11 protein-coding genes and 1 tRNA gene are annotated in these 13,872 nt (G+C 65.1%); 7 read left to right on the plus strand and 5 right to left on the minus strand.

Annotation, left to right across the window (positions count from 1 at the left end; all coding sequences use genetic code 11):
• Positions 1 to 156 precede the first annotated feature (156 nt).
• Positions 157 to 3,654 (minus strand): transcription-repair coupling factor, encoded by a 3,498-nt coding sequence (gene mfd, locus VGV07_RS00870; RefSeq protein WP_326866786.1) that lies wholly within the window; start codon positions 3,652 to 3,654, stop codon positions 157 to 159.
• The gene (locus VGV07_RS00875; protein WP_326866787.1) at positions 3,651 to 3,896 is read right to left on the minus strand and encodes a succinate dehydrogenase assembly factor 2; all 246 of its coding nucleotides are present in this window, start codon (positions 3,894 to 3,896) and stop codon (positions 3,651 to 3,653) included. Before VGV07_RS00875 ends, mfd begins: the two co-directional genes overlap by 4 nt.
• A gap of 213 nt (positions 3,897 to 4,109) precedes the next feature.
• On the opposite strand from VGV07_RS00875, the gene recG reads away from it, so the two are divergent.
• Both recG and VGV07_RS00885 read left to right on the plus strand, forming a co-directional pair.
• Positions 4,110 to 6,218 (plus strand): ATP-dependent DNA helicase RecG, encoded by a 2,109-nt coding sequence (recG, locus tag VGV07_RS00880; RefSeq protein WP_326866788.1) that lies wholly within the window; start codon positions 4,110 to 4,112, stop codon positions 6,216 to 6,218.
• A 6-nt stretch (positions 6,219 to 6,224) separates the two neighbouring features.
• Positions 6,225 to 6,641 (plus strand): GNAT family acetyltransferase, encoded by a 417-nt coding sequence (locus VGV07_RS00885; RefSeq protein ID WP_326866789.1) that lies wholly within the window; start codon positions 6,225 to 6,227, stop codon positions 6,639 to 6,641.
• A gap of 178 nt (positions 6,642 to 6,819) precedes the next feature.
• Here the strand turns inward: VGV07_RS00885 and VGV07_RS00890 are convergent, their stop codons facing one another.
• Genes VGV07_RS00890 through glmU form a run of 3 tightly spaced genes read right to left on the minus strand, consistent with a single transcriptional unit; the run spans position 6,820 to position 10,392 of the window.
• Positions 6,820 to 7,206 (minus strand): DUF2237 domain-containing protein, encoded by a 387-nt coding sequence (locus VGV07_RS00890; protein WP_326866790.1) that lies wholly within the window; start codon positions 7,204 to 7,206, stop codon positions 6,820 to 6,822.
• On the minus strand, positions 7,199 to 9,025 hold the full coding sequence (gene glmS, locus VGV07_RS00895) for a glutamine--fructose-6-phosphate transaminase (isomerizing) (protein ID WP_326866791.1): 1,827 nt from the start codon (positions 9,023 to 9,025) through the stop codon (positions 7,199 to 7,201). The genes VGV07_RS00890 and glmS overlap by 8 nt, the downstream gene beginning before the upstream one ends.
• A gap of 11 nt (positions 9,026 to 9,036) precedes the next feature.
• Positions 9,037 to 10,392, minus strand: a complete 1,356-nt coding sequence (gene glmU, locus VGV07_RS00900; RefSeq protein WP_326866792.1) for a bifunctional UDP-N-acetylglucosamine diphosphorylase/glucosamine-1-phosphate N-acetyltransferase GlmU — start codon at positions 10,390 to 10,392, stop codon at positions 9,037 to 9,039.
• A 144-nt stretch (positions 10,393 to 10,536) separates the two neighbouring features.
• Between glmU and VGV07_RS00905 the strand changes: the two genes are divergently transcribed.
• From VGV07_RS00905 to VGV07_RS00925, 5 genes are all read left to right on the plus strand, one after another.
• Positions 10,537 to 11,334, plus strand: a complete 798-nt coding sequence (locus VGV07_RS00905) for a hypothetical protein (protein ID WP_326866793.1) — start codon at positions 10,537 to 10,539, stop codon at positions 11,332 to 11,334.
• A gap of 109 nt (positions 11,335 to 11,443) precedes the next feature.
• Positions 11,444 to 11,518 (plus strand) — tRNA-Lys (locus VGV07_RS00910).
• A 337-nt stretch (positions 11,519 to 11,855) separates the two neighbouring features.
• Positions 11,856 to 12,260 carry a low affinity iron permease family protein gene (locus tag VGV07_RS00915; RefSeq protein WP_326866794.1) on the plus strand — a complete coding sequence of 135 codons (405 nt, stop codon included), beginning with the start codon at positions 11,856 to 11,858 and terminating at the stop codon, positions 12,258 to 12,260.
• A 165-nt stretch (positions 12,261 to 12,425) separates the two neighbouring features.
• Positions 12,426 to 13,340: a hypothetical protein gene (locus tag VGV07_RS00920; RefSeq protein WP_326866795.1), complete on the plus strand. Its 915-nt coding sequence runs from the start codon at positions 12,426 to 12,428 to the stop codon at positions 13,338 to 13,340.
• A gap of 152 nt (positions 13,341 to 13,492) precedes the next feature.
• The gene (locus VGV07_RS00925) at positions 13,493 to 13,801 is read left to right on the plus strand and encodes a hypothetical protein (protein ID WP_326866796.1); all 309 of its coding nucleotides are present in this window, start codon (positions 13,493 to 13,495) and stop codon (positions 13,799 to 13,801) included.
• The last annotated feature ends 71 nt before the right edge of the window (positions 13,802 to 13,872 follow it).

A 13,872-nucleotide genomic window follows, 5' to 3' on the forward strand; every position in this document is an offset into this window, starting at 1 on the left:
GCGGCAACCGCGAAACCAGCAACGACGAGCTTTTTGAGGGTCATTGAATTTCCTTGTGGTGTCCTACCATCGGTGACTCTCCCGGCCACCCTTCTTCGTGCGCTCTTCAAGGCACGAAACGCGGCAATAACATGACCGAGAGGAATTCCGAAAGCTTTAACCTGCGAGTGTTGCCGCAGCACCCGTTTCCGCGGCCAGACGGGCCATTCTTGACAGTATCGCGGCTGTTCCTTTCAGTCGCGCCTCTGCTGTCGGCCAGTCACGGCTGAACACGAGTTTCTGATCGGGCTTGATCCGCACCTGCATCTGCGGATCGGAGACCATGCGGACGAGGCCGGCCGGGTTCGGAAACTCCTTGTGCCGAAGCGTGATGACAGCACCCTTGGGGCCCGCATCGACTTTCTCGACATTGGCGGTGCGGCAAAGTGCCTTCACCAGGATGACTTTGAGCAGCGCCTCGACTTCTTCGGGCAGCGGCCCGAACCGGTCGATCAACTCGGCGCCCGCCGCGTCGATTTCGCGCGCATCCGAAAGGTCGCCCAAGCGCCGGTAGAGCTGCATCCTGAGCTGCAGGTCGGGCACGTAATACTCGGGGATCATCACCGGCATGCCCAGCGAGATCGTCGGGCTCCACTCGTTGCGTTCCTCGAAGTCGGCATCCCCGTCGCGCAGCGCCGCCACCGCCTCCTCCAGCATCGCCTGGTAGAGCTCGAACCCGACCTCGCGGATATGGCCGGACTGTTCATCACCGAGCAGGTTCCCCGCGCCGCGGATATCGAGGTCATGGCTCGCCAGCTGAAACCCTGCCCCCAGCGTTTCGAGCGACTGCAGCACGGTGAGCCGCCGCTCGGCGGTGTCGTTGAGCTTCCGATCCGGTGGGATGGTGAACAGTGCATAGGCGCGCTGCTTGGCCCGCCCGATACGGCCGCGGATCTGATAGAGCTGGGCGAGGCCGAAATTGTCCGCCCGGTGCACGATCAGCGTATTGGCGTTCGGGATATCGAGACCGGATTCGACGATCGTCGTGGCCACCAGCACGTCGAACTTGCCGTCGTAGAAATTGTTCATGATGTCGTCGAGCTCGCTCGGCGGCATCTGCCCGTTGGCGACGACGTAGCTCACCTCCGGCACCTGCTGGCGCAGGAACTCGGCGATGTCGGGTTGATCCTTGATCTTGGGCACCACGTAGAACGCCTGCCCGCCGCGATACTTCTCGCGCAGCAGCGCCTCGCGCACGCTCAGCGGATCGAATGGCGACACGAACGTGCGGATGGCGAGGCGATCGATCGGCGGCGTCGCCAGCAGCGACAGGTCGCGGACCCCAGTAAGCGCCAGCTGCAGCGTGCGCGGAATTGGCGTCGCGGTCAGCGTCAGCACGTGGACGTTGCCCTTCAGTTCCTTCAGTCGTTCCTTGTGGGCAACGCCGAAATGCTGCTCCTCGTCGATGATCAGGAGGCCGAGGTCCTTGAACTGGATGGATTTCGCCAAGAGCGCGTGGGTGCCGACGACAATATCGACGGTGCCCTTTTCCAGCTCTTCCCTGGTCGCCTTGAGCTCGGTCGACGACACCAACCGCGAGGCCTGCCGGATGCGCAGCGGCAGCCCGGAGAAGCGCTCGCTGAAGGTCTTGAAGTGCTGGCGCGACAACAGCGTGGTCGGCACTACCACCGCCACCTGGCGACCCGACATTGCGACGGCGAACGCCGCGCGCAACGCCACTTCGGTCTTGCCGAAGCCGACATCTCCGCAGACCAACCGGTCCATCACCCGGCCCGACGCCAGATCCTCGAACACGGCGTTGATGGCAACCAACTGATCTTCGGTCTCATCGTAGGGGAAGCGCGCCGCAAACTCCTCGTAGAGCCCGGGCTGCACATCCATCGGCGGCACCGTCGAGAGCTGGCGCAAAGCCGCGATCTTTATCAGCTGCTCCGCCATGTCGCGGATGCGCTTCTTGAGCTTGCTCTTCTTGGCCTGCCAGGCCACGCCGCCCAGCTTGTCGAGCTCGATGATTGCGTCGGCGCCGTAGCGCGACAACAGCTCGATATTCTCGACCGGCAGGTAGAGCTTGGTGTTGCCGGCGTATTCGATCTCGACGCAGTCGTGCGGTGCGCCCTGCACCTCGATGGTCTTCAGCCCGAGGAAGCGACCGATGCCATGGTCGACATGCACCACCAGATCACCGGCCGCGAGGCCGGCGGCTTCGGTCAGTGCATCGGAAGCCTTGCGACGTTTCTGCGGACGCAGCAGCCGCTCGCCGAGAATGTCCTGCTCGCTCAGCACCAGCATGTCGTCGGTCTGGAAGCCGGTCTCTAGCCCCAGCACCACCAGCGCCGTGGTCTCCGGCGAAGTCGTTTCGGCATCGCGCCAGTTCTCGGCGAGGCGCGGATGCTCGAGGCCGTGGTCGGCCAGCACCTGCGCCATGCGATCGCGTGAGCCTTCCGACCAGCAGGCAATGATGGTCTTGCGCGCCTTCTTCCGCTCGGCACGGAACAGCTTGACCACGGCTTCGAACAGGTTGACGTCCTGCGCCTGCCGCTCTGCGGCAAAGCTGGGCGCCACGCGTCCGCCGGCATCATCGGCCTTCTTGGTCTCCGGCGTCGCGAACGGCGAGAGCTGCACCACCCCCTTTTCAGGCGCCAGCGCATAGGGCGCCCGATCCATTTCATAAAGCTGGGCCGGCGGCACCGGCTTGTAGGGCGCCGCGCCTTGCGATTGCTTCTCGTGCCGTGCGTCCTCGCGCGCCTGGTAATAGTCGGAGATCTGCGTCTGTCGGTCGGCAAAGGCTTCCCTGGCCTGGTCGTCGAACACGAACGGCGCGTCGTCGGTGTACGCGGCGAGATGGTCGAGCTCGTCGTAGAAGAACGCCGTCCAGTGCTCGACCCCCGGATAACGCTGGCCGGCACTCACCGCCGCATAAAGCGGGTCATCGACGGTGTTGCCGCCGAACATCGTGGTGTAGCGCGCCCGGAAGCGGCGTATCGCCTCCTCGCTCAGCAGCACCTCGCTCATCGGCGCCAGCGCGATGCGCTTGAGGTTGCCGGTGGTGCGTTGGCTGTCGGCGTCGAATGTACGGATGGTCTCGAGCTGCTTGCCGAAAAAGTCGAAACGCAGCGGCGATTCAACGCCGGCCGGATAGAGATCCACCAGCCCGCCACGCACCGCGTACTCGCCGGTCTCACGCACCGTCGGCACGCGCAGATAGCCGTTGCCGGCCGCCCAGGCGATCAGCTTTTCGCTGTCGACCACCTGCCCCGCCGCTGCGGCAAAGCTCATCCCGGCGACCGTCTCACGTGGCGGCAGCTTCTGCACCAGGGCATTGACCGTGGTGAGGACGATGGCGCCCTTGGCCGCGCCGCTGGCGAGGCTGGAGAGCGTCGTCATGCGGGCCGCGATCGTCACCCCGTTCGGCGACACGCGATCGTAAGGCAGGCAATCCCAGGCCGGCAGCGTCAGCAACTGGTGCCCCGGCATCAACTGCTCGAGGATTTCCACCATGCGCTGCATGCGGCGCCCGTCACGCGCGACGAACACCGCGCTCACCGGCGCCTCGGGCGCTGCCCTCAGGCGCTCCTCGACGAGGCGCGCCAGCACCACCGGCTGCATGCCGTCGGGGACGTTGGAAATGGTGCGGTCGGCGCGCTGGTCGGTCATTTGGCGGTCCGGAATCTGAGCAGGTCGGCAAGCAGGTCGTGGTCGGCGTCGGCGGGCGCCGGCTCCTGCCCCATCAGCCAGGCGAGGAGGTCGGTATCGACCTCCTCCAGCAGCATCTCGAACCGATCGAGTTCTGTTGCATCCATCCCGGCCAGCCGCGCATCGGCGTAGGGCCCGAGCAGCAGGTCCATCTCCTTGGTGCCGCGATGCCAGGCGCGATAGCGCAGGCGGCGCAACCGCATAGCAGAATCTTCACCGGCGTCTTTTTGAAGGGCCATGAGCGGGGGGTCTCGGGGAATGTGGATGGCGTGTTTACGCGGATATCGCCTCCGTGTCACGTAGCGGCGGAGCGGTCGGCAACTGTTGACGGGGACACCGCACCAATCGCATGCCGGTGGCATTCGGCAGCCGATTTTGCCACAACTCTCCGGACAAATTTGCCCGACCGGAGTTGCATGCCCCGCCCGCCGGCCCTCGATCCATTGTTTCGCTCGCTCCATTCCATCAAAGGCGTGGGGCCGCAGCTCAGCGCCCTGCTGACCCGCTTCTTCGGTGCACCCGAGGGGCAGGAAGCCATCGCGCTCGATCTGTTGATGCACATGCCCACCGGTATCGTCGACCGCCGTCGCATGGATGGCATCGCCAACGCCGTGCACAACAATATCGCGACCCTGAAGCTCCATATCGACAGGCACCAGCCGCCGCCGCGTGGGCGGCCGCATATCCCGCATCGGGTGTTCGCGCACGACGAAACCGGCGAGATCCAGCTGGTGTATTTCCGTGCCCAGGGCGGCTGGGTGGAAAAGCTACTGCCGGTCGGCGAGACCCGATACGTCTCGGGAACCATCGGCTTTTTCCAGGGCGAAAAGCAGATCACCCACCCCGACTATGTCGTCGAAGCCGACAAGTTCGAGGATATGCCGCTGGTCGAGCCGGTCTATCCGCTCACCCAGGGCCTCAGCTCCCGCGCCCTTATCAAGCTCACCCGGCAGGTGCTGGAGACCGTTCCGGACCTGCCCGAATGGATGCCGGCCGAGCGCATTGCGGAGTTCGGCTGGCCCGATTTCCGCGCTGCGATGCAGGCTTCGCACGCCCCCGATACCCCCGATGACGCGCAGCTCTGGTCGAAGAACCGCATGCGCCTCGCCTATGACGAATACCTTGCCGGCCAGTTGGCGCTGCTGATCGTCCGCTCGCAGCTGGTCGCGCCGCGTGGCATCGCCCGGCGCTTCACCGGCGAGATCTCCGCCAGGGTCGAGGCCGCCCTGCCCTACATCCTCACCGAGGGCCAGCGGCTCGCAGTCGAGGATATCCGCCGCGACCTTGCCGCGCCCGAGCGCATGTCACGCCTGCTGCAGGGCGATGTCGGCGCCGGCAAGACCGTCGTGGCGCTGATGGCGATGGCAGCGATGGCCGAGAGCGGCGCGCAATCGGCGCTGATGACGCCCACCGAAATCCTCGCCAGCCAGCACTACAAGACGCTGAAACCGCTTTGCGACCAGGTGGGCCTCGGGATCGTGCTGCTCACCGGCAAGATGACCGCCGCCGAACGCCGCGCCGTACTCGCTGGGATCGCCGATGGCGCAACCAGTATCATCGTCGGCACGCACGCGCTGTTCCAGGGCGGCGTCGAGTTCCACAATCTCGGCCTCACAGTGGTCGACGAGCAGCACCGCTTCGGCGTCCACCAACGCCTCGCCCTCAGCGAGAAGGGCGTCCACGCCGACCTCCTGGTGATGACAGCGACCCCGATCCCGCGCACCCTGGTGCTCACCCATTTCGGCGACATGGCGGTCAGCATCCTGCGTGAAAAGCCACGTGGCCGGCAGCCGATCGACACCGCGGTGCTGTCGATCGGCGAATACGGCCGCGTCATCCAGCGGCTGCAGAGCCGCATCGCCGAGGGCGCACAGGCGTTCTGGGTCTGCCCGCTGGTCGAGGAAAGCGAGCATCTCGAAGTGGTCGCCGCCGAGGATCGTTTCGCCGAACTCAAGAAGGTGTTCGGTGACCAGGTGGTTCTCATCCATGGCCGGATGAGCGCAACGGCAAAGGCCGAGGCGATGGAGCGCTTCCAGCGCAACGAGGCCAAGATCCTCGTTGCCACCACGGTCATCGAGGTCGGCGTCGACGTGCCCAACGCCACCATCATGATCATCGAGCATGCCGAGCGTTTCGGCCTTGCACAGCTGCATCAGCTGCGCGGCCGCGTCGGTCGCGGCAGCCAGCGCTCGGCCTGCCTGCTGCTCTACAAGGAACCGCTGAGCGAAACCGCCAAGGCCCGCCTCGAAACCATCAAGGGCACCGAGGATGGCTTCGTCATCGCCGAGAAAGACCTCGAACTGCGTGGGCAGGGCGACGTGCTCGGCACCAGGCAATCCGGCATGCCCGGCTACCACCTCGCCGTCCCCGACGTGCACCGGCACTTGCTCGAATGGGCGCATGAAGACGCCAAGGATGCCCTGACCCGTAACCCCGGCCTTACCGGCCGTGACGGCGACGCGCTGCGCACGCTGCTCTATCTGTTCCGCAAAGACCTCGCCATTCCCTTGCTCCGAGCCGGCTGACCTCCAATGCATATCCGCCCTTTCGAAGCCCGCGACACCGACGCGGTCGTTGCCCTCTGGCAGGCCCGTGGCCTGACCCGGCCATGGAACGATCCAGTAAAGGACATCGAGCGCAAACTCGCGGTGCAGCCGGAGCTGTTCCTTGTCGGCGAGTTGGATGGCGCCATCGTCGCTACGGCGATGGGCGGCTACGATGGTCACCGCGGCTCGGTCTACTATCTCGCGGCAGCCGAGGAGCACGCCGGCAAAGGCTACGGCGCCGCGCTGCTGGCCGAGCTGGAGCGCCGGCTCACGGCGATGGGGTGCCCGAAGATCAACCTGCTGGTGCGGGGTGAGAATGACGGGGTGCTGAAGTTCTACGACCGATTGGGCTACGAGCGGCATGACTCGTTGAGTTTGGGGCGGCGGTTGATCGCGGATTGAAGAACGGGCCAGCACCTGCCGCCGGTGGCTGTGGACCCCCACCCCTGTCCCCTCCCCCTAAACATGGGGAGGGAGACCAAGACACCGAGATCGCGGCTATCGTCTCCCTCCCCATTCTTAGGGGGAGGGGACAGGGGTGGGGGTCAGTGCGCGCCGGTGCCGGCTGACTGACTCAGCCTCACTCCACCGCGTACTTCCTGAGCACGTCGATCTCGACATAGTTCAGCACCGACTGGTGCGTCGCCTTGAGCACCACGCGCGGCGCCATGCCGGCTTCCAGCGCCTCGACCCAGCGCAGCGCCACGAGGCACCAGCGGTCGCCTTGCTTGAGGCCCGGGAATGCATATTCCGGCATCGGTGTACTGAGGTCGTTGCCGCGCGATTTCGAGAACCTGAGGAACGCGTCGGTCATCTCGGCGCACACGGTGTGTCGGCCCTCATCGAGCGGGCCGGTGATGCAGTTGCCGTTGCGGAAGAACCCGGTCAGCGGATTCATCGAGCAGAGAACCAGCCGCTCGCCTAGGACGTTGAGCTCCGGCTCATGCTCGAAGAACGGCTTATTCAACCGTCACGCTCTTGGCGAGGTTGCGCGGCTGGTCGACGTCGGTGCCCATGAACGACGCCGTGTGATAGGCGAGCAGCTGCACCGGAATGGTCGCAAGGATCGGCGCCACGAAGCTTGCGACCTTGGGCAGCACCAGCACTTCCGCCACCCCGTCGCCCACCGTCTCCTTGCCCACCTCGTCGGTGATCAGGATGATCTTGCCGCCGCGCGCCGCCACTTCCTGCATGTTGGAAAGCGTCTTGCCCATCAATTCGTCCGACGGCGCCACGACGATCACCGGCATCAGCTCATCCACCAGCGCGATCGGCCCGTGCTTCAGTTCGCCCGCCGGATAGGCCTCGGCATGGATGTAGCTCAGCTCCTTGAGCTTCAGCGCCCCCTCCATGGCGATCGGGAACATCTGCCCACGGCCCAGGTAGAGTACGTCCTTGGCCTTCGACAGCCGCTTGGCGATATCCTCGACCTGCCCCTCCAGCGCCAATGCGGCGGAGATGGCAGTCGGCAGCGTGGTGAGGCTATGCACCAGTTCGGCTTCCTGCGTGGCCGTCACCGTGCCGCGCGCTACGCCCGCCGCGATGGCGAGGCTCGCCAGCGCCGTCAGTTGCGCCGTGAACGCCTTGGTCGAGGCGACGCCGATCTCGGGGCCGCACAGCGTCGGGAACACCACCTGGCTCTCGCGCGCCATCGTCGATTCCGGCGAGTTGAGCAGCGAGGCAATGTGCTGGCCCTGGCTGGCGCAGTAACGCAGCGCCGCCAGTGTGTCGGCAGTTTCGCCCGATTGCGAGATGAAGAGGCTGAGGCCCCCCTGCTCCAGCGGCGGCTCGCGATAGCGGAACTCGGACGCCACATCGACATCCACCGGCAGCCGCGCATAGCGCTCGAACCAGTATTTGGCGACGACGCCGGCATAGGACGCCGTACCGCAAGCCGAAATGGTCAACCGCTTCAGCGTCGCAAAATCGAATGGCAGGGTCTCACGCAGCGCCACCCGATCGCTGCTCATATCCACATAGTGGCTGAGCGTGTGCGACACGGTTTCCGGCTGCTCGTAGATCTCCTTGGCCATGAAATGGCGGTGGTTGCCCTTGTCGACCAGCAATGCCGAGGCTGCGGAAACCAGCATTTCGCGCTGGACGATCGCGTCCGAGCCGTCGCGGATGGTGACACCCCCCTTGGTCAGCACCGCCCAGTCACCATCGAGCAGGTAACTCAGCCGCGAGGTGAACGGCGCCAGCGCCATGGCATCGGAACCGAGATACATTTCGGTCGCGCCATAGCCGATGGCGAGCGGCGCGCCGGAGCGCGCCGCGATCAGCAGAGCGTCTTCGCCCTTGAACATGAAGGCCAGTGCGAAGGCGCCGCGCAGCTCTTTCAGCGTCCGCGCCACCGCCATCTCCGGGTCGAGCCCGCGGTCGAGCTCGCGCGTCACCCACAGCGCCACCGATTCCGTATCGGTCTGCGTCTTGGGCAAATACCCGTCCCTCGCCAGGTCGGCGAGCAGTTCGCGAAAGTTCTCGATAATGCCGTTATGCACCACCGCCACCTTGTCGGTGGCGTGCGGGTGGGCGTTGCCTTCGGTCGGCGCACCGTGCGTCGCCCAGCGGGTATGTCCGATGCCGATATTGCCGCCGAGCGGCTCGAAGCTCAGCTTGGCCGCGAGGTTGCCAAGCTTGCCTTCGGCGCGACGGCGATCGATCTGGCCGCCCTCCAGCGTCGCAACGCCGGCGCTGTCATAGCCGCGATACTCGAGGCGCTTCAGCGCATCCACCAGCCGCGGCGCGACCGGTTCCGTCCCGATAATCCCGACAATCCCGCACATGGTGATGTCCCCTACTTGCCAGTCCTGGCGCGTTTGATGGCTTCGGCCCGCGCCTTGAGCTTGGGCGCGTAGCCAGCCTTGTTCTCCTGCCGGGCGCGGCCGATGGCCAGCGCGTCCGGTTCGACATCCCTCGTGATGACGCTGCCCGAGGCCACATAGGCCCCGTCGCCGATCGTCACCGGCGCCACCAGCGAGGAGTTCGAGCCGATGAAGGCATTGGCGCCGATGCTGGTCTTCGACTTGTTCACGCCATCATAGTTGCAGGTGATGGTCCCTGCCCCGATATTGGTCTTGGCGCCCACTTCGCTATCGCCCAGATAGGCGAGGTGCCCGGCTTTGACGCCCTCGTGGATCACCGAGTTCTTCACCTCGACGAAATTGCCGACATGCACCTGCTGGCCGATCTCGACATTGCCGCGCATGCGGGCGAACGGCCCGATGCTGGCGCCGGCCCCAATGCTCGTGTTCTCGATATCGCAGAACGCCCGGATCTCGACGCCATCGGCAATCTTCACTCCCGGCCCGAACACCACGTTGGGGAAGATCGTCACATCGCGGCCGATCTCGGTGTCGTAGGAGAAATACACCGTCGAAGGATCCTTGAGCGTCACCCCGGCGCGCATGAAATCGTCGCGCCGCAGTTCCTGGAACTGCGCTTCTGCCCGCGCCAACTGCGCCCGGTCGTTGACGCCCATCACATCCTGTTCGGGGGCCACACCGTAGCCGACCTTGTAGCCGGCCTCATTGGCGAGCTGCACCAGGTCGGTGACGTAGAATTCCTTCTGCGCGTTGTTCGGCCTCACCTTGTCGATGAGCTCCCTGAACACCTCGGCCTTGAAGGTCAGGATACAGGCATTGCAGAGGCCGATCTGCCGCTCGGTATCGCTCGCGTCCTTGTGTTCGCGAATGGCCAGCAGGCGATCGCCATCGGTGATGAAGCGCCCATATCCCGTCGGATCCTTCGGCTCGAACCCGAGGATCGCCGCATCGAACCCATGTGTCAGCCGGCTGAGCACCGCGTCGAAATTGACGCCACGCAGCAGCGGGTGGTCGCCATAGACGACAGCGACATAGCCCTCGGCATCCTGCCACAGCGGACGGGCCATGCTCGCCGCGTGCGCGGTGCCCTTGCGCTCGGCCTGTTCGAAGAACTGCACCTGCGGCGCAAAGCCATTGACCATCTGGCGAACGGCGTCATGTCCCGGCCCGGTCACCACCGCCACGCGGTTCGAACCTGCCGCCACCGCGGCATTCACCACGTGGCCGACGATCGACAAGCCCCCCACCTGATGCAGCACTTTCGGCATGGCCGAGCGCATGCGGGTGCCTTCGCCCGCGGCCAGGATGATCGACAGCAGTTCAGTCATTCATGTGATCCCGGAGGGCCCTCGTCAGGGTCATCGTTTCCCCCGTGTTTATGGCAGCAAGTTGTTGGGAATCCGATAACGCGGTTACGGAGTGGTAAACTCGACAATGCCCCTGATTCGTGGGGTTTTGAGGGGATAAGACCTTTGGCGAAGGCAGCAGACCAGTTTCGTCCGGCCGATGTGACGATGTGGGGCATCGTGGCGCTCGGCATCTGGGCTGTAGCGATCCTCGGCGCCAACCTCTCCGGTCTGATCCCGCCCAACGTCTACGGCGCGCTGCACGCATCGCGCCTCGAAGGCTCGACGATCAACCAGTTGCGCACCCAGGTTGCGACTCTCGAGGAAGAAACCTCGAAGATGAAGCGCGAAAACACCCAGCTGCTGCAGCGCTTTGCCATGAACGAGGAAGCTGCCGGCGCCGTGACCAAGCGCGTCGGTGCACTCGAAGTCAGCGTGCCGAAAATCCTCGAGCGGGCGCAGACCGAGGCGCGCACCGCCGCCACAGCCATCGATTCCACCACCACGGGTTCGATCACGCCGGGCAAGACGCTGACTTTCGAGACCGAAGGGGGCACTGTCGCCGTGCAGCAACGCCCGCTCGTCCCTGGTTCGAACGAGGTGAAGCTGAAGGCGATACCGCTTCAGGCGCCGATGCCGCTGGCGATTCCAGATGGCTCCGCGCCCGGCATCGCGCTCGGCTTCCCGGTGCGCGCCGATACCGCCGAAGCGCAGTGGCAGGAGCTGTTGGCTGAGGTCGGCACCATGCTGGTTGGCCTCACGCCGGTGCTTGCCGACCAGGACGGCACCGACGGCAAGCTTATCGTCGCCGGGCCGTTGGTCGACCGCGCCTCGGCCATCGAGCTCTGCGCGCGGCTCGACCGCGTCGGCGTACCGTGTGAGCCCACAACCTATGTCGGGCGGCCCGTGCCGCTGCTCAACTGAGGGCTATTCGCCGTTAGCGATTGACAGCAGGGGCACAATGCCTATGTTCCGCGCCGATCCGCACCGCGTGGCGGATCGCCGATTGACGCGGGGCCCAGCCCCGCTCCGGGCGCCCGTAGCTCAGTGGTAGAGCATCCGACTTTTAATCGGATGGTCGATGGTTCGAATCCATCCGGGCGTACCATCTTCTCCCTTCTTCGATCGCACATGTCTTTCTGAATTGGTGACAGCCGGACAACGGCCTAACCTCCCAATAGACCGGTCGAGCCATCGCCCTGCGGGCGATACTTGGGACGCTGCGGCCGGGCGTTGATCGCGCAATTGTCTCCAGAATGGAATTGCGCCGATGTCTCCCGTTACACAGGCCCGCCGACTCCCTCGCCTCGTGCTGTGGCTGCTCGCCTTTCTGGCGCTCGCGGGAACGCTGGCCGCCGCTACCACGCTCGGGTTCCTGCTCTAGCGGGAACCGCCGCAAGGCTTGGAGATTGAATCACCCGCTGTTCCGGCAACAGGGTGTCATCATGGCCCAAGGCTTCTTTCACCGCTTCTCCAACCTCGTCTCACGAGGTGCGGGCAAGCCGCTGACCTTTTCGATCGCCTGTGGACTGATCATTCTCTGGGCCGTCAGCGGCCCGCTCTTCGGGTTCTCCGAGACCTGGCAACTGGTGGTCAACACTGCCACCACCATCGTCACCTTCCTGATGGTGTTCGTGGTGCAGCACACCCAGAACCGCGACGGTGAGGCGGTGCAGGCCAAGCTCGACGACCTGATCCTCGCGGTTCGCAAGGCGGATAACCGGTTGATCGGCGCTGAAGAGCTCACCGGGCACGAGCTGCACAAGCTCCGCAGGTTAATCGCCGATCGCGTTGAAAACGATCAGCAAGCGCTCGAGGAGATCGATCGGCGCGCCGCTGAGCGCCGCTAGGAGAATTTGCCGATCAAGGCAACCAATCGCCGGTTTCCGTACTTTTCTGTGACGAACTCGCGTCAAAGGAGAACAAGAAAAATGAACGGGATCATCTACCTCGTCGGCCTCGTGGTCGTCATCCTCGCCGTGCTGTCCTTCTTCGGGCTGAGGTAAGGGCCGGTCATGACCATTCCCAGTGAAACAGACGTCATCGTCGCGCCGGCCCCTGCCGCAAAGGTGGACAACAGCTCCTATGTCGATTGGCCGGCGATCATTGCCGGTATCGCTCTCGCATCGGCGATCTCGCTGGTGCTGCTGAGCTTCGGTTCGGCCATCGGGCTCAGTTTCGTCAACTTCCACGCCGGGCCCGATGTGCCCATGATCTGGATCGCCATTGCGGCGGCCACCTGGCTGCTGTGGGTGGAGGTCTCGAGCTTCATGGCCGGCGCCTACCTCACCGGCCGCCTGCGCCGGCGGCACCACGACGCGACCGAGGATGAGGCCGATGTCCGCGATGGAGCCCATGGCCTGCTGGTCTGGGCTGGCGCTCTGGTCATCGGCGGGCTGATCGCCGTCGGAGGTATCAGCGCGGCGGCAAATGCCGTGGGCGCCGCGGCTTCAACGCTGACCAACGCTGCGGCAACGGTGGCCGATGACGCAGGCAGCGCGATCGATCCGAACGCCTACTTCGTCGATCAGTTGTTCCGGCCATCAGCTACTGCGGCCACTACGCCGCCAGTTGCCGACACCACGGCAGTTCGCGCCGAAACCGGCCGCATCCTGGCGCAGGGCGCTATCGCCGGCTCGGTGAGCGATCCCGACAAGGCCTATCTCGCCCAGCTCGTCGCCACCAATACTGGCCTCACCCCTGACGAGGCCAATGCCCGGGTGACCGAGGTGATGGCGGCTGTCGACAAGGCGAAGGCGGATGCTGCCGCTGCTGCCGAAACGGCGCGAAAGGCCGGCATCGTCGGCGCCTTCCTGACGGCAGCGGCGCTGCTGGTCGGTGCGGCAGCCTCGTTCTGGGCAGCCCAGATGGGCGGCAACCATCGCGACCAGGGCACGGTCTTCCGCACCGTGTTCCGGCGCGCTCGCTAAGGAGAAGCACAATGCTGAGAGGACTTGGACTCTGGCTGCTGGGTGTTCCGATCTGGCTGATCATCATCATCTTGCTGTTCATCCACTGAGGATGGGCGCAGCATGGAGGCGGGCCGCGGCCCGCCTCTTTCGTGTGAGAAAGGACCCGAGCGATGAACACCGCCAACCTGCAGCTTGAAGGCCTCTACCTTGCGATCGCCGCCATGCACGAGACCATGATCGCCAAGGGTCTGGTCTCCCGGCAGGATGTCGACGACGCCATGCGGGCGGCCGAACAGACCGCCATCAACGATAACCGCTCGATCGAGAACCTCCGCCCGGCCGAGCGTGACGCCCTGGCCTTTCCGGCCCGCCTGCTGCGGATCGCCAATGCCACCGTCTCGGATGACGGAGCCCTGTCCTTCTCGGCGCTGGCGCGCCGCGTCGGCACCGTCAAGGAACCCTACAACGACCAGCGCTAGGCCCTTCGGCGTACACAGGTGAATTGAACCACCGCGATCACTCCATCCGCGATATCATCCCAGCGAAAGCT

Origin of the sequence: Devosia sp. (genome assembly GCF_035944845.1) — a bacterium.
In the GTDB taxonomy this organism is placed as follows: domain Bacteria; phylum Pseudomonadota; class Alphaproteobacteria; order Rhizobiales; family Devosiaceae; genus Devosia_A.

Excerpts from the sequence above, each read along its gene's own strand:
- mfd (WP_326866786.1), bottom strand. The coding sequence starts at position 3,654 with ATGACCGACCAGCGCGCCGACCGCACCATTTCCAACGTCCCCGACGGC.
- VGV07_RS00875 (WP_326866787.1), bottom strand. The coding sequence starts at position 3,896 with ATGCGGTTGCGCCGCCTGCGCTATCGCGCCTGGCATCGCGGCACCAAG.
- recG (WP_326866788.1), top strand. The coding sequence starts at position 4,110 with ATGCCCCGCCCGCCGGCCCTCGATCCATTGTTTCGCTCGCTCCATTCC.
- VGV07_RS00885 (WP_326866789.1), top strand. The coding sequence starts at position 6,225 with ATGCATATCCGCCCTTTCGAAGCCCGCGACACCGACGCGGTCGTTGCC.
- glmS (WP_326866791.1), bottom strand. The coding sequence starts at position 9,025 with ATGTGCGGGATTGTCGGGATTATCGGGACGGAACCGGTCGCGCCGCGG.
- glmU (WP_326866792.1), bottom strand. The coding sequence starts at position 10,392 with ATGACTGAACTGCTGTCGATCATCCTGGCCGCGGGCGAAGGCACCCGC.
- VGV07_RS00915 (WP_326866794.1), top strand. The coding sequence starts at position 11,856 with ATGGCCCAAGGCTTCTTTCACCGCTTCTCCAACCTCGTCTCACGAGGT.
- VGV07_RS00920 (WP_326866795.1), top strand. The coding sequence starts at position 12,426 with ATGACCATTCCCAGTGAAACAGACGTCATCGTCGCGCCGGCCCCTGCC.
- VGV07_RS00925 (WP_326866796.1), top strand. The coding sequence starts at position 13,493 with ATGAACACCGCCAACCTGCAGCTTGAAGGCCTCTACCTTGCGATCGCC.